This window comes from Kiloniella litopenaei, from assembly GCF_000982415.1.
Lineage (GTDB): Bacteria > Pseudomonadota > Alphaproteobacteria > Kiloniellales > Kiloniellaceae > Kiloniella > Kiloniella litopenaei.
Map to the genome: position 1 here is coordinate 448,422 of NZ_LANI01000003.1, position 16,415 is coordinate 464,836.

13 protein-coding genes are annotated in these 16,415 nt (G+C 44.2%); 3 read left to right on the forward strand and 10 right to left on the reverse strand.

The window, feature by feature from the left end:
* The first annotated feature begins 47 nt into the window (after positions 1–47).
* Positions 48–728, forward strand: coding sequence for a membrane protein YczE (gene yczE, locus WH95_RS06195; RefSeq protein ID WP_046504359.1), 681 nt, complete (start codon positions 48–50; stop codon positions 726–728).
* Positions 729–796: 68 nt separating this feature from the next.
* Here yczE and WH95_RS06200 read toward each other — a convergent pair whose 3' ends face one another.
* The 10 genes from WH95_RS06200 to WH95_RS06245 form a co-directional block, all read right to left on the reverse strand.
* Positions 797–1,351, reverse strand: coding sequence for a VUT family protein (locus WH95_RS06200; protein ID WP_046504666.1), 555 nt, complete (start codon positions 1,349–1,351; stop codon positions 797–799).
* Positions 1,352–1,773: 422 nt separating this feature from the next.
* Positions 1,774–2,079 (reverse strand): hypothetical protein, encoded by a 306-nt coding sequence (locus WH95_RS06205; protein WP_046504361.1) that lies wholly within the window; start codon positions 2,077–2,079, stop codon positions 1,774–1,776.
* 83 nt (positions 2,080–2,162) lie between these two features.
* A complete protein-coding gene (locus WH95_RS06210; protein ID WP_046504364.1) occupies positions 2,163–2,384 on the reverse strand; it encodes an antitoxin Xre/MbcA/ParS toxin-binding domain-containing protein in 222 nt (73 codons plus the stop codon).
* 111 nt (positions 2,385–2,495) lie between these two features.
* A complete protein-coding gene (locus WH95_RS06215; RefSeq protein ID WP_046504367.1) occupies positions 2,496–4,088 on the reverse strand; it encodes a TniQ family protein in 1,593 nt (530 codons plus the stop codon).
* Positions 4,085–4,948 (reverse strand): ATP-binding protein, encoded by an 864-nt coding sequence (locus WH95_RS06220; protein WP_046504370.1) that lies wholly within the window; start codon positions 4,946–4,948, stop codon positions 4,085–4,087. Before WH95_RS06220 ends, WH95_RS06215 begins: the two co-directional genes overlap by 4 nt.
* 40 nt (positions 4,949–4,988) lie before the next feature.
* Positions 4,989–6,977 carry a DDE-type integrase/transposase/recombinase gene (locus tag WH95_RS06225; protein ID WP_046504373.1) on the reverse strand — a complete coding sequence of 663 codons (1,989 nt, stop codon included), beginning with the start codon at positions 6,975–6,977 and terminating at the stop codon, positions 4,989–4,991.
* A gap of 3 nt (positions 6,978–6,980) precedes the next feature.
* A complete protein-coding gene (locus WH95_RS06230; RefSeq protein WP_157845902.1) occupies positions 6,981–7,616 on the reverse strand; it encodes a TnsA endonuclease N-terminal domain-containing protein in 636 nt (211 codons plus the stop codon).
* A 182-nt stretch (positions 7,617–7,798) separates the two neighbouring features.
* Positions 7,799–8,197 (reverse strand): hypothetical protein, encoded by a 399-nt coding sequence (locus WH95_RS06235; protein WP_046504381.1) that lies wholly within the window; start codon positions 8,195–8,197, stop codon positions 7,799–7,801.
* Between the two features lie 209 nt (positions 8,198–8,406).
* Entirely contained in the window at positions 8,407–10,854 is a 2,448-nt protein-coding gene (locus WH95_RS06240; RefSeq protein ID WP_046504384.1) for a phospholipase D-like domain-containing protein, read from the reverse strand.
* A complete protein-coding gene (locus WH95_RS06245; protein WP_046504387.1) occupies positions 10,851–12,527 on the reverse strand; it encodes a hypothetical protein in 1,677 nt (558 codons plus the stop codon). The genes WH95_RS06240 and WH95_RS06245 overlap by 4 nt, the downstream gene beginning before the upstream one ends.
* Before the next feature lie 48 nt (positions 12,528–12,575).
* Between WH95_RS06245 and WH95_RS06250 the strand changes: the two genes are divergently transcribed.
* The gene (locus WH95_RS06250; RefSeq protein ID WP_046504391.1) at positions 12,576–13,499 is read left to right on the forward strand and encodes a restriction endonuclease; all 924 of its coding nucleotides are present in this window, start codon (positions 12,576–12,578) and stop codon (positions 13,497–13,499) included.
* A gap of 157 nt (positions 13,500–13,656) precedes the next feature.
* Positions 13,657–16,413, forward strand: coding sequence for a class I SAM-dependent DNA methyltransferase (locus WH95_RS06255; RefSeq protein WP_046504394.1), 2,757 nt, complete (start codon positions 13,657–13,659; stop codon positions 16,411–16,413).
* The last annotated feature ends 2 nt before the right edge of the window (positions 16,414–16,415 follow it).

Below are 16,415 nucleotides of genomic sequence, written 5' to 3' on the forward strand. Positions count from 1 at the left end.
TCAATGACGCAAAACTTCTCAATGCTTAACGTGACACTGAAACTTTCATGAAACTTTTTCCTCGTCTTTCTTTCCTCTCTGTCAAGGGGGTCCCAACCCTGTCTTGGAGTTCACCCAAGCCATTGAACCTGCGACCTGACCTGGTCACCGTGATCTTGTTGGTTGTCGGCCTGACAATATTTGGTCTTGGAGAGGCCCTGTTGATTGCTGCGGGAACGGGTGTCAGCCCCTGGACAGTCCTGGCACAGGGTGTCAGCCAACAGGCCGGTTGGAGCATCGGTTTATCGACCTTTCTCGTCAGCATCACCGTACTGATTCTATGGTGGCCGCTGAAACAAGTGCCGGGTATTGGCACCATCCTGAATGCCATTATTATTGCCCTCGTGCTGGAATTTGCCCTGCCCTACCTCCCGACACCAGATGCCTATATATCCCAGGTCCTGCTCACCCTTTTGGGTATTCTGGTAACGGGCCTTGGTAGTGGCATTTACCTGATCGCCAACCTAGGTCCCGGCCCCAGAGACGGCCTGATGACCGGATTGCAACAACAGACAAACTTTCCCATTGCATGGATCAGAAGCGGTATAGAACTCTCGGCCGTGATCATCGGTTGGTCCCTCGGCGGTGTCGTCGGCCTCGGCACCGTGCTGTTCGCCGTTTTGATCGGGCCTTCCGTGGCACTTAGCCTGTTTGTTCTGGACAAATTTTTTGGCAACGAAAAGAAATAGAGAAACTCAACACTCGGCAAACTTTATTGTACAAACCTGATTACCCTAATCAGGTGCCTGATCAAGAATTATACAGGGCATACCCCTAGACGCTGATCTCTTTTCCGAAGCAAGATAATCAAGGGTAATGCCAGCAAAATCATCCATGATTTACCCAGCACCTGCCCGAGTAAAAAATCAAGGTTGCCAAAGGCGAGTTGTAGAAAAACAACACTATCAATCACCAATCCAACGGCACCACTGGCAAATACTGCCAGTACTAATCGGCGCTCTTGTAGCGGTGTATAAACGGCAAAGTCCGCAAGTTCTGAAAGCAGGAAAGCAGCAGCAGAGGCAACAACCAGTGCAGCAGGAGCAACATAAGCGGAAAGAGCGGCCCCCATAAATATTGCGATCAACGCCCACTTCTTTCCCAAGCGTCTCTGCACCATGTCCCTCAGCACAAGCGCCACCCCAATCATCAGAACACCACTTGGGGCCATAATGTCGGGACCAACAGGCAACAGGCAGGGGCCATCAGGCACACAAACAGTACCGACATTGCCAATCATCCAGTTCGCAAGCGGTATACAAAGAAGGAATGCAATAAAGTAAATTCCACCTTCCACTTTTAATCTATTCATTTCCCGCGCCCATTTTAAATAACGCCCCATAACCCGTTCCAGATGTATTGAAAAATCTTCATAAGAATTCTCATGCTGTATAAAACGTCAGTATGGTGCATCGATTTCTGTAGGGCGTCGCATAAGCTGTCACCATCTCTGACACAAAGCAAGGCTTTGGAGCGAATTTTTGACGCATAATTTAGCCTAAAAATGACGCATAAGATGTCATCCGCCTAAATTATGGACCCAAATAGTGTCATTTCACAAAATTGTTCAGATTTATTTTACATAAGCACAATTATGCGAATCACGGCTCAGGGCACCGGGCCTTAATTTAAGATGTGTCCTATATGAGAATAAGCAAATCTTACTCTTAGAAAAGCACAAAAAAATAGCCCGGGAAAATCCCGAGCTATTTTTAGAGAAATATTACTTAGACTTTATCGTCGATCCGTTTTCTCTTTAACTCGAACCCCGCCGTCACCATGATTATCTGGAGTAACAATCCATCCCTCATTCCACGCATTTAAGCATTCTGAAATTAACTCAAATGCATTGCCATTATAGGAATCTATAATAGTGCCCTCAAAAACTGTTTCCCCATCTTCTGATTTAATCTGGTATTTATAATCAGAACTCATTCGATAGGTATGAGGCCCTGTGATATTTGCAATTTTAATTTCCCCAATTTGTTTTTGTTTTGAATAATCGCCCCGCGGAATAACATCTACTTTCACCAAAATCATCTTGCCTAACTCCCCAATTAAAACAAAATTAGATAATCGAGTTCGCTGCTATTAATATAAAAAAATCAGGTTTTCTTTCCTTTCTACCAAACGTCGCTCTCTAAATATTTTCGAACGCCCTTAATATCTATTATCATCATTTCAAATGCACACTTTCCTCCCCAAATTTTATTCGGCTTTTTTACCCATTTGTTTCTCCTTTCCTCATCTACAAACCAAAACTTTAAAGCAGTTCGAATTCTTAAAGCCTCACAAATTTTCTCATCAACTTCACCGCTAAAGCCTTCGATCTTGCCTTGCTTCATTTCCTGATATTCATCTAGGGTACACCCGAGAATTTCACGCCCTTCCTTCTCAGTTAATCCTCATTTATCGAATAAAACACAGATCAAATTCATCTCCTGTAGTTATGAAAGCTACGTCGTTACAAGAGACCGGATACCTGACTTCATTTGAAGAATGCCTTGAACCGATAAATCCCCCTTTCTTACGAGAATGTCACCAAGAACCTTTGGTGGATCCCTTTGCAAATAGACCGATAGTTCACCGCCCAGAACCATCATTATCGCATCTAGGTGGCTTACTCCGTATTGCCGCAACCCTGAAAATGCTTCGTTAAGGCTAACCAAATCTTGAGATGAGATGCCTTTGCTAGATATAGCTTTATTAGCCAAGCTATCTAGGAAGGTCTGTGGTGCTGTTGGCGTAAATACCCAGTTCCTATTTCCATCGACATTCGGTCCGCGAGCTGCTTTTAATAGCCCCTGAGCGGCCAAGTCATCTCCGACCTGACGACTGACACCAATTATCCGACAGAGTTGATCTAGGCTTATAAGGCTAGACAGATAGCTTTTAGCCTGGGCCACATTCTCTGCAGTGTAGTTACGGTATTTCTTCTCGTTTGATTCAAGCGTAACTGGCTTGAGAATACCAATCTCCTCGAGCCATTGAATTTTCTTTGGGCCAACTTGCAAAAACTTCCCTGTTTCTTCCCGGCTCAAAGTTTCTTTTTGGCGACCCGTTCCCCAGACAGATGTACAACCTTGATGCTTTACTGTTTGATCGTAACCACGATCCCTGAGGTAGTCCTTAAAGGTATCTCTAAAGAGCTGTAGAGATACACTATATTCAGTACCATACAGCCCCTTGTAGAGCGCCCCGAATGCCCCTTGGAGGCCCGCGCTTTTCTTTTTGGAGCTCAGCAGATGTGCACGATAAACATCAATCTGGTTCCAGAAGTTATAAGGCCAATTATCAAGAAGCATGGCAGCTTCCTCCATTAGCCCAGCACACCCCTCTAAAGACAATCCTGCCAAACGACTACTTTTACGGCTGTCTAACTTAAGGAGCACCGCCCCTAAAAGCGAAATCACCTTGTGAAAATCGACCACATCCAGCTTGGCCATAGAGGCAAATGGTTCTGGTAGATTTTTAGAAATCGCAACACCTGAAGAGCTCTCAAGTGCTGACATCAAAAGTGAAAGGGGAGCTGAGTTAACAAAATTGGGCTCTACAGAGCTCAACTCTTCCCCACAGCGACAGTGACAAAGTGTTGTACGGGACCAGGATAGTTTTCTCCCGCAAGTAGGACATACCCCTATTAAAGCGCAGTGATGTTTTGGACAGTGCGTATAACCAACAAGATCCCACACCTGTTTATGATAAGGTTCTTCCTTTAAACACTGGGGGCATAGCTTACTTTTCGATAGATCGACAAGTTCTCTATCAAGCTTCTGCTCACCAAATCCCAGAATGGAACCTTTAGACGATTTGTCTGATTGATAACCTTTTTCTTTAAGCTTATCGGCTGAAGTATGCAGACACGGTTCAAGCACCTCAGAGTAATTCGCGAGCTTCACCAAGCCAGAAGCGCCACGTACATTTAGGCCTAACGCATTTGGGACAACACTGATGGAACTATAAAGGTTTTCACCTGATAGCCGTAATAAATACCCATGAAGGCTTTCACCATCTTCAAGTGGTGCAGTTAGTGGGATGGACAATCTCATTGTACCATCCCCAGAAAAGGATTCCCGTTTGATTTTTCTTCTCTATTTGCCAGTTCAATAAAAGCTTCACTTAACGACGAGGGGCTTAAACGGCTTTCTTCATTCCAAAACGAAATCTCCGCGGCACGCTCAATCAACCTTATTGCCCGACCTCTTAGTCTGCTACTTCCGATCCAGAGAGCCTGGGCCATCTTAGGTTCTTCAAGATTGCTATCACCATGAAAAGGCAACGCATTAGAGATGACATGTAAGAAATGAAGCCAGTCTTTCCTAGCTTGCTCATCACCTGATTGATTTTGATTAAATTCCAAACGCCCCTTCAGACGCCTTTCGAGTTGCTCATTTTCTGCAAAGACACTGTTCAGCCTATCAAGCCCAGTTAATAATATTGGCACCTTCCACTCATTAAGACCGTTCTTAAGCCAATCGGCCACATCATAAATCACACTTTTCTTTTTTGTTTCGACAAAATGCTGGGCTTCGTCAAAAACGATTAAATCAATACCTTTTTTTTCAAGCACGTATTTTATTTTCATTGAAAGCTGAACACCGGTTGAGCGCGTGTTCGCCCAACCAATATCTCCAAGGCATTTTAAAATTTCTTGTGTGAATGCTTTAATAGAGCATGACGGCGGCACATCTACTCTCAAGATTTTCAATTCGGGATTTCGAGATATAAAGTTCTGAATGAAAGTCGTTTTACCTGCCCCAGAATCCCCAATTAGGCACATACAAGACCCTTGCCGGGATTGTTTTTCCGACATCACATAATTTAATAATCTTTGATGGGCGAAATGTGTTCCTTGGTTCTCAACAAACACATTTCTAATTTCAGCGATCTGATTAAATTCATATTCCATTTTTTTTACTCCTTAAATTAACCGTGAGTAAAAAATAGGATCATTTTTCAATTTTATATTTATTTAAATAATTTTCGTAATTAACCGAAAAATTAAATTCATTTTCTTCTGAATTAAGTGTTTTATTTGAAACACTTATATTTTCAGAAAATCCAAATTCTGAAGCAAATTTATTGCTAGAATAAATATCATCAAATCCATTTGATGAAGCCGGAATATTTTTTTGAGCCTCTTTAATTAATTTATCCGGATTACTAGAACCCGCTTGTAAATAACCTCGCTTCTTTGAAGCATCCCAGTTCTGCCCCTCAAAAAACTCAGCTTTACGCGACAACCGATCAACACAGTTTTTATTTTTAGTTTTATTGGCGGCTCTTTTGCTCGTGATAAGTCGATGCTGATATGCTTTTAATCCACGCGTATACTCTTGATCACATGCAGGCACAGAAACGAAACGGCCATTATCAGGATCCTTGAGGAAAACCTCACTCAAATCGTCCGGATCATAACGAATTTCAAACTCATGACCTTGAAGACAGTTAGCCCTGTAATATCCCAAATCAGGCATATTATATTTCAGCCCAAATACCTCAATCCCATAAGGTTGAACGGTCCGTGCAACCTTTCGCATTAATTTATATTTAAACTCAGTACCCAGATTTAGATAGCCAGACATTCCCTGCTCTACACTTTCATTCCATAATTCAAGCGGTTTACAGGAAATACCCCCATGCCATTCACTGGGGTAAATTTTAGTAAAAAACGTCTTGGTCATAGCCTCTAATTCATTCAGTGTTAAACTGGCTTCTTTAATAGAATCATACCCTTCACGCGCTTTGGTATCGCCAAAGGTTGTGCCCTTTATCTGATGAAGAAACATTGTATTAAGAGTTCTGAAAATGCGCTCAACATGAGCTTTTTGTACAGGGTCACCAGCTTCACAATATTTGATGACGCAATTCATCTGGAAAGAGGCCTCAACCATCTCCTGTGAATGAAATTCAGCACCATTATCAAGAAGTAACATTTCAGGAGGATTATACGTTGGGACTAATCCGTTAGGGTCAATTATATCTGCGAGACATTTACCTACGCTACTAAAACTCGGCTTATCCAAAGAGATATAATAACCAACAACCATTCGTGTATATTGATCAAGAGCAACGGTTAACCAAGGTCTTGCTGTAAGCCCCTTACCTATCAAAGCCACAACATCCATTTGAGTGTGATCCATCTGTACGCACTGCATGGGACGACTTACAGGGGTAGATGCATAATATTGCTTAAATCGGCGATTAGCTTCAGCTTCATCAAATTTATGAACACATACGGTGTAAGGATCTCTTCTCTGAATTGCTCGTAATACAGTTGATTCGCTGGGCAAATCTACTGCATGAGCAGGTGATACTTTCTCATTATATTTAGCAAGTATTCTAAATACTTCCGCTCGTATCCGATCAACACTAGCCTTCTCTCTTCGCATGTAGATTCGATCAATTACATCATCTATCGTATCAATCACCTTATTCGGCAATCTTGGCGTATGATTGCCTTTCTTGCTGTGTGCGGGAATCAAGGCCCTAATATCTTCTCCCGCATTTTTATATGCCTCAAACCACCTACTAAGAGTACGTACGCTAAAAGGCTTCTTTAGGTTATCCTCAACTTTAAATTCCTCTAGGACCTCTTTGTATTCAGATTTCTTATACTTTCCAGGCCCGAACTTTGATTTCAATCGGCGAATATATTTGTACCTACTAAGAGCTTCAGCCTTATTCTCCTCAGAATAAGCATCAAACGCCTTGGACTGGATGCCTCCGTCAAAATACCAAGCCTGCTGATTTAATTCTAATTCCTCACTCTGGGTAAGGGCGACAAAATCACGTGTCGAGAGGCTCATTACCTCGCCTGTATCAACACGCTCTAATTGGATATTCCCTTTAACTTGCTTGATGTAGGTATAGTTCTGACCTTTGAAAACAATTTCCGTATCTTTAGGTAAAGTAAGTGATGGCACCATAATTCCCATAACTTAGCCCTCCACTGCTGTGCTTAATGAAACAAAAGATGCTGGTGTTAATTTCTTCGAATGGTCGATAATTAGATAGCCAGCCCAAATTAGCGCGTAAACAATTGGCATAGGTAAATAGGAACTAAGTACTTTGATCGTAACCTCATGCCCTGGCGCCAAGTAATCCCTTGCAATCACCTTATGATCTTCAGTTACAGGTACCCGTACATATCTGAGCAGCTCTTTTGAATTTGGTAGCAGTGGTTCCTGCCTGATTTCAAACTCAGTAAAGAGCTTATAAATAAGACGTTGCTCTCTATACACCTCTGCGATTGCTTCGTACGTAGCTTCTGTCTCTTTGTTTTCAAACCTCTGAAAAGGCTTCACTTCAAAGAACTCCTCGACACCATCCCGTAAGGTCACAAAATCTACAGTGTTAGTGTGAGATCTTTGATGACGAGTATAAGTGACCTGCTTAGGCTGCTCACAATAAGCCTGTACGAGAGGATCAGCTTCAAATAAACAAATGGCATCAAGTTCCAGTGTTGATTCATAACCGATCATTCGGTTCATTTTCGTACTTGGGAAATATCCGCAATATGTGCCCTTCTTTTTACGAACAGGGTTACGAACGGGTGTGTAATCAAAATTAATCATTGTTTTCTCCAAACTCATATATTGGTTCAGAAAAAATAGGGTCGATTTTGAAATTTATTTTTGAGCTGTATTTTTGTGTGTTTAATTAATTAAACAATTAAATACCTGCTGTTTTTTATGCCCTATTTTTTAATTAAAATAAGCACAGCCAAGACGAACCTGGCTGTGCTGAATTATTTTAATCAACAAGTTAAATCAACGTGTTCAGGCACTTTTGAAATTGAAATATATAGATATTTAATTGGAAAAGAATTTTCGGAATTAAATATTTGCTCCCCCATTTCACCAACAATATATTTTTTAATTTTAAATTCTGATTTTAAATTATCGGCCAAAAGTAATTTTTCATATTCCCCGATTAAATCGGCGACCATTTGTTTGGCGTCTTCGCGGGCAAAGGCTTCCGCAGGATTATAGGCGGAACAGCTTTTAATACTATTAGCTAAGGAAAAGGCCTCTTCAAGCCATTCACTAGCTTCAACCAGCCTTTCGCGCTGAGCCTTAGGAAGGTTATTTGGAACAGTCCAAACAATGTCCCAAATTTTTTCTGAAAGAATAATATTTATAAGAGTTTTATTCATAAGAAATTCCCATAACAGTTTCAGATGAATAAAAAATAGGGTCGTAATTTCGGGGTTTTGATATTTTTTTATATTTTTTTATATTTTTTTAAATCATGAAAAAATTGATTATTGATTTTTAATTTCAAAATATATTTTAAATTTATTTTTTAAAAACTCAGAAACAAAGTTAACGTCAATTCGGGATAAGAGCTGTTGTATATACCCCCTTAAGGAGCTTCTCGTTTTGAGCACATATGGGCACTTCTTATCACACCAGCATCTATGCCTAGCCGCTCCGCATACTGGGAGCTCAATCCTTCCATGACCGTCACCACTGAATCGGCGGAGAGTTCTTGCTCGGTCAAGTGCGTGCGCAGATACACCTGCCTTACTAAAGATTCAATGTAACGGTCGATTCTAGCCCGCTCCTTCTTGGACATTGGTGCTGCAAGGCAAGCCTGGATGCACCAGAAGCACGTTGCCCAACACTCAATCAGATCGACTGGAAGTTGATCGTGATCGGTTTCGAGTTTCAAGCTTGCAATCGCAGGATTTGGACCACCGAATATCTTGAACAGCAGCCGCCCTATGATAATCGGCCAACTGTCTGGATCATCCTCGACGGGAAGGACCTGCAAAGCATCTTGTCCCGCCTGCTTTTCCCTTGTCCGATTTGTGCCTTTCCATGCCGCTGCGCAGATGATCATCAGCAGCGCGCGCAACCTCAGAAAGTCGCGAGTGGAAAGAGAGCCAGCCTGTTGCTTAATATCTATCCTATTAGCGAATTTGGTCGCAGCCGAGACTATCTGCTCTTTGGTAGACTCGCGTTGCATCGCCCTGAGGCGTTGCTCCTCTTTATCAAGCTCTTTCGTTGTATCATGCCGGGCTTCGATGTCGAATTCATCGCCTGCCGCAATCTCAGCCTCCGCATTTTCTGTTTCGTCACCCAGATAGAATGCAGCTTTTAAATCCTGATCGTTGTCATCATCATCTTCGATCTCGACCGTGAGGCCGCTCAGACCGACAATTCGGTTCAAAACCCCCCTTACGACAGAAACATCGCTGCTTCCCAAGCTATTGTGAAGAACCGAGCCTGCTTGATGTAAGCGGCGTCCTGCGATGAATTCTTCGTAGGTCAAGATACGGTGGTTTGGGACATCACTGTCGCCATGCTTCTTTTGTGCTTTGGGGATAGAAATCCCCTCGCTTGTTCCGACCTCATCATTTTCCTCAATCTTCTCCAAAACGTCGAGCACTTCGAGCAAGGCAAGCCCTGCTTCGGTTTCCCCGTCAAGCTGTGAGAGAGCGTTTTCCGTCTTGCGTGAGTGTGTCTCACGTATCGCCACCTGAAGTGCATCTACATGGGTGATGATAGCGGGCGGGAAATTCACCGGCCCGAGTACACGCGCGAATGTAGGCACTTCATCAAAAGTTTCAATCAGGTATCGAACTACTTCCTCCGAGGAACTTTCGAGCTTGCGCGGGACGATGTCGAGATTGTTGCCCGAGGCACTCATCAATTCGATCCGGCAATCGGCAGAGGCAAGATTCTGTGAGGGTTGCCAATCTAGGATGTCACCTCGCAACGAAAACATTCCGGGATGCTGAGAGACCAACTGATCTAGCGGAATATCGTCTTCATAATTTTGTTGAGCCAGGTCTTCAGCGGCAATCTGATTCTCTTGATCGAGAAGTTTCGCAAGGCCTAGTGCCGCAACAACCGAACCTGGAGGCAAGCGACGATAAATGCTTGCCTCATCATTGCGACCAGAAAATGAACCGTTACCAAGTGCCGCCTTCGTGCAGTTCGCACTCCCAATCAGAAGGTGATCGGCACTAGCTGTCTCGGCAATAAGTGCCTTTGCATGGATGAATCGGCCCGTTTCGAAGCCGCTTCGTTGGTACAGCTTCAGATTCGGTATTGAACTCGCCGCATCGCGTGGGAAGAGCTCTGTATCTTGATCAATCAATACGGAAATTTCGCGCGGTCCAAGTTCCTCGCTCAGGAAAGCAAGCGCTGCAAGCTCATCATCCCAATAGGGGCTGATCACTATCAAGCGATCCACACGCTCGTTTATAAGAGCCGTAAAGCGGGAACCAATTCCCGTTTGCGTGTTCGCAATCAAAAGCGCCGCCACACTACCATCGCCAAGCGTCACCGGGTTTTCGCTCGGCTCCGCTGTGCGAAGCCAAGGAGCACGATTGAGCATCCACTTTCGCTGCGTCAAGAGCATCTGATTTCCAGGATCAATCAGTCCCTCCAGGTACTGCCAAGCTTGAGCAATCAAGCTCTGCGTTCCTTCATCCTCGGAATCGTAGCCAAGTATCGTCACGAGTTCGAGATTACCTGCGAGTCCGGCAGCGGTTAGGTTTGCTGAACCAATAATCAGGCGTCCAGCTTTACGGCCAACTTGAAGGAAGAGCTTAGGGTGGAAAAGCCCTTGTGCTGCTGCGCCTTCAACAGTGTAGAGCTTGCCTGCTTGTCTTGGGAGCGGAGAGGCACCGTCAAGTGCATGAGTCAACATCCTGCGATCTGCAAGCAAAATATTGTTCCGGCAGCCTGCACCTCTCAATCGGGGGAGAACGATGTTTTCATAAGCGTCGAAATTGATGCCAAATGTTGTGGCAATACTTGTATGATAACCCTTATCGGCAAAACGTTCATAAAGCCTCATACGCTGACAGCCTCCGCACCCTGCGAAGTTAATCCATCATCGCCAAGCATTCCCACATCCTTGAGAAAGGTGATTGCCGGACCAAGGCGCGGGTTGGTGAATACTGGGCCGTCCTTTTCACGCAGACGAAGCCTGCCATTATCGGCCTCAATCAGAAAAGTGTAGTCGCCCTGATGTCGCAACTTTCGTAAAGCTATCCACAAGTGTCGCCGAATAATGCGCTCTTCAATGATGCGCTCAATTGTTTTTCGGAAGGGCTCTTCCTTCTGGCTGTCGAGAAACCTTGTCTCACTTAGTAGAGAGCGAAACGCATCGGTATTAAATCCACCGAGCGATTCGTAGAGGTCTGTGTTGGTGTCTCTGATCCTACGATGGAGTATTGCCAGCAGGTGAAGTGCTTTTGCCGCTGTCTCCGATGTGCAAACCGTGGCGTCATCGCGACCAGCACGTATGATGTTACTTGCGAGAGTGATTTCGGCGCCAACTTTGAGACTATCAAATGCGTTATTTTCGAGCTCGATGGCACTTACCAGCGTGTCCCAACTCTTGGGATGATCTTCAAACTCGTCCAATATCTTTTCAGTACACTGTCCAACGAGGTTAGCAAGACCTATCCCTGCCCGATGGTCGCCAAGAATATCGAGAGTGAATTTGAGAAGTACTTCGTGAGCGACGTGGCACAAATCGTTTGCTTGATAGACCCACCAACGCAGGCGTTGGGCTTCCAGCGCCGGATTATTTAAAACGAGAGGTTCGCCATTCTGATCGCATCCTGCATATAGCACCCACCGGATTTCATCGGGGTGGGGCTCACGCCCTAGAAGGGTGGCAACCTTCAGTATGAGTTGGACGCTCAATTTGCGAGACAACGCGCCTGCAGTAGGAGCATTCTTCTGCGTCACTAAGATCTCCCGATAATATTTTTGTTCGGTACTGTCCGGCGAGATTACAGAAGGGAGTAATGGGGCCAATTCGTCAAGCTCGGCGATTGTTGCAACGCCTCTCTCGACGATATTGAAGTACAGGTCTGCTAAAGGCCCTGCCGCATCAGCGAATGCCTCGGCAAGCCCTTCGCCCAAGGGTCTGCTCGGCAATGGTATTTCATGAATATGCGAGCTGTCGAAAATTCCGATTTCGAAAAGCTGGCTTCGGTAGGCTGCACCGAAAGCTCCCCAAACCTGCTTGAGATAGTAGTTCTCGCTTCCTGGCTCGGCGGCTTCAGCAAATTCGATACTATCTCCTTGCTGTTCTGACAGCGCAGAGGTAGCCCATTCAATCCCTGCAATACCTGTTTCGCCTGTATGGTGACTGGCTACCAGAGCGTAAAGCGCTTCCGCCCGTCTGACATAGCGCTTCCAGTTCTGAAGATCCGTATCACTGACTTCTTTGGCATATCGCTGCGCAAGCCATGCATAGAGTCCGTAGTAACGCATACGCAGTGTCACGTTTGAGATACCTGGCAAGAATGTCTGATAGAGGCTGACGCTGCTATTCTGCATACCGAGAGGATCGAGACCGTTCTTTTTCCGATACTCGGTCCATTCCGGGTACGCGATCCGAACTGGCTCCGTATTTTCTTTGCTCATCCCCTCTTCCCCCATATCAAAACAAACAACACCAAATACAAGCATTAAATGCAAATAAAATCTCGCCATTGTTGTATTGCTCATCATACGTGACTATCATTGCATCCGACTCATATAAAAGATTTGGTGGGGTATATGATTCCTGATTATCAAACATTGATGTTGCCAGTATTAAAATCAGCATCTCAGGGTGAAATTAAGACGACAGACGTCATTGATCGTCTGGCCCTTGAATTTAATCTTACAGAAGAAGAAAAGAACGCCTTTCTCCCTAGCGGAGGAAAAAAGATCTTTTATGACCGAGTGCATTGGGCAAAAAGTTATCTAAAGCAATCTGGACTTTTACATTACCCATCCCGAGGGTACTTTGAGCTAACAGATGCCGGACGCGCTGAACTCGCCAAGAAGCCAAAACGCATAGATAACCAATATTTAGAAAAATTCGAAGGTTATCGATCCTTCAAAGCTCGTTTAAATTCCAAAAAAGATACTGAGAACGAGATAGGTTCAAGCCCCCCCCCAATAACCTTTAATTCGGATCTAACCCCCGATGAGGCTCTACGTTCAGCACATCGAACCATTAACGACGCATTAGCTTCTGATTTATTACAACGTGTGCGTGAAGCTTCCCCTCAATTTTTTGAAGAACTCATCATATCGCTTCTAGTTGCGATGGGTTATGGCGGCTCTTCTGAAGAGGCAGGTCAAGCCCTAGGTAAAAGCGGCGACGATGGCGTCGACGGAGTTATCGATCAAGATCCTCTAGGGGTAGACCAAATCTATGTTCAAGCTAAACGATATGCCGAAGGCAATAATGTTGGCTCTCCTGCTATTCGTGATTTCTTTGGAGCCCTAAGCCTTAAAAAAGCTCAAAAGGGAATTTTCTTCACGACATCCAAGTTCAGCACATCTGGAATTCAAACAGCAAAAGAACTTGGCATGCGTATCGTCTTAATAGATGGTCAGCAATTAACTAAATTAATGATTCGATACAACATTGGTTGTCGCGATGAAGAAATCCTACACCTGAAAAAGGTGGATGAAGAATTTTTTGAGTAAAAAGTTTTCTATAATTGTCGAAAACAACAATGAACGACTCACTCAACTCAACTTCAAGAAATATCCTAATTCTTATACACAAAAAGACCGTTTTACAGTTGTGAGATGCCCCCTACCTAAGTACTTTTGCTACGGGTATTCATAGGAGAATAATTAAGTGAACGCTGTAGAGATCGAAGAGGCTATATCAAAGTTGATTGAGCAGGAATTCGATGCTGCTGAATTCCCTTTTGCGTTCCTGGAAAGCTATGGCAACAAACCGCCGACCATTAAGCGTCTGCGCACAGGCAATACCAACAAAACTGATATTGATGGCGCGGTACTGCAAACCAACAATATTCATATGCTTGTTTGTGATGAAGGCACTGTTGCAGATGGCCTTGATCGGCTTCGTACCAGCCCGCGTACGGAAAAGAATAAGGCTAAGTTCATTTTTGCCACAGACGGTAAAGAGATTCAGGCCGAGGATCTAAAGTCAGGCGATACGCTTGCCTGTGATTTTGATGACTTTCCCTCCCACTTTCTTTTCTTTGCAGCTCTTGCTGGGATCAGCTTCACCAAGTCCATTGAGAACCCAGAGCTGGATGTTCGTGCCACAGGTCGGCTAAACCGTCTTTATGTGGAGCTGTTGAAGCATAATCCCGACTGGGCAACGGCAGAGCGCCGCCATGATATGAACCAATTTATGGCGCGGATGATTTTTTGCTTCTTTGCTGAGGATACAGACATCTTTAACGGCGATGATCTGTTCACAAGTACAATTGAACAAATGAGTGATAGCCAGTCCACCAATACCCATGAAGTGATTGCGGAACTGTTCCGCGCTATGGATACAAAGATTGCTGATCGACCTGCCGGCAATTTCCGTCCTTGGGCAGATGCTTTTCCTTATGTGAATGGTGGCCTATTTGCAGGTGTGCGTGATGCGCCAAAGTTCAGCCGGATTGCCAGAACCTATTTGATCCATGCTGGCAAGCTGGATTGGCAAAAAATCAATCCTGATATTTTTGGCTCTATGATTCAAGCCGTTACGGATGAGGAAGAGCGTGGTTCACTGGGAATGCATTACACCAGTGTTGAAAATATCCTGAAGCTCCTCAATCCGCTCTTTCTTGATGATTTGCGGGATAAGCTGGAAAAGGCAGGCGACAATAAGGCCAAGCTACTGAACCTACGCAAGCGTATGGCTAAAATCCGTGTATTTGACCCTGCTTGTGGCAGTGGCAACTTCCTTGTGATTGCATACAAGCAGATGCGGGAAATCGAGTTTGAGATTAACAAGCGGCGCGGCGAAACAGATCAGCGATCAGAAATTCCTTTGACCAATTTCAGGGGCATCGAACTCCGTGACTTCCCTGCTGAAATCGCACGTCTTGCACTGATCATCGCAGAGTTCCAATGTGATGTGATCTATCGCGGTCAGAAAGATGCTCTTGCTGAGTTCTTACCCTTAAATGCAATGAATTGGATTACGCAGGGGAATGCCCTACAAATAGACTGGCTGAGTGTATGCCCATCAACAGGGACTACGGTTAAATATCAAGGCGATGACTTGTTCAGCACACCGTTAGATCAGGCAGAAATCGATTTTGAAAATGAAGGCGGGGAGACCTTTATTTGCGGCAACCCTCCATACCTAGGCCGTAATAGGCAAAACTCTGAACAAAAATCAGACACGAAAGAGGTCTTTTCTAAGTATCAAGGATCGTTTGGCACCTTGGATTACGTTGCTGGTTGGATCATAAAATCTGCGTTGTATTGCACTCAGACCAATGCAAAAGCTGCGTTAGTGACAACTAATTCGATTTGTCAAGGCGAGCAAGTCGCAAAGCTTTGGCCGTTGGTTTATAATTTGCAACAAGACATTATTTTTGCAAGAACCTCTTTTACATGGTCAAACTTAGCTAGTAACAAGGCTGGTGTAACTGTAATTGTAGTTGCAATAGGGCCGAAATCTCAAAAAACTAAAACATTATTTGATGCTGACAGCGCCCGGTCTGTAGATGTGATTGGGCCATATCTAATAGCTGGAAATAACGTAACAGTATCAAAGAGAGAAACTCCATTATCGTCTTTGCCTAAAATGTATTTGGGTAATATGGCTAAAGATGGTGGAAACCTGATCATGGATAGCTCTGAAGCAACATCGCTGATTGAAAAAAATCCAGATACTAGGGAATTTATTCGCAAATTTTATGGTTCTGAAGAGCTTATACATTCGAAGCCTAGAGCATGCATATGGGTTGAAGAGGCTTGTGTTGAAGAAGCTTATGGCATTCCTGAACTTGATAATATTTTTACAAGAGTAACAGAGTTTAGAAATAGTAGCTCAGCAGCATCCACCAGACATCATTCCAAGACCCCTCATAGATTCGTGCAGCTGTCTGCCAAATCTGGGGAGCGATTATTTGTTATCCCTCGCGTATCATCTGAAAACAGGCCTTATCTGCCAGTTGATTATCTCAAATCAGGGGCTGTAATTGGAGATAAATGCTATGCAATTTATGATGAAGAACTATGGAATCTTTCGATCATAGCATCCAAAATGCATATCGTTTGGATTGGTACAGTTTGCTCTAGATTGCGAACTGATTTTTCATATGGAAATAAGTTAGGCTGGAATACATTTCCAGTTCCAAAGCTGACCGAAAAAAATAAGGCTGACCTGACCAAATGCGCTGAGGACATTTTATTGGCGCGGGAAGCGCATTTTCCAGCCACCATAGCTGATCTCTATAACCCAGACACTATGCCAGAAAACCTGCGCCGCGCCCATGAACGCAACGATGAAGTGCTGGAGCGCATCTACATTGGTCGCCGTTTTAAGAACGACACAGAACGACTGGAAAAACTTTTTGATCTTTATACTAAAATGACCTCTTCAGAGGCACAAATCAGCGCGAAGGGGGCGTGAGG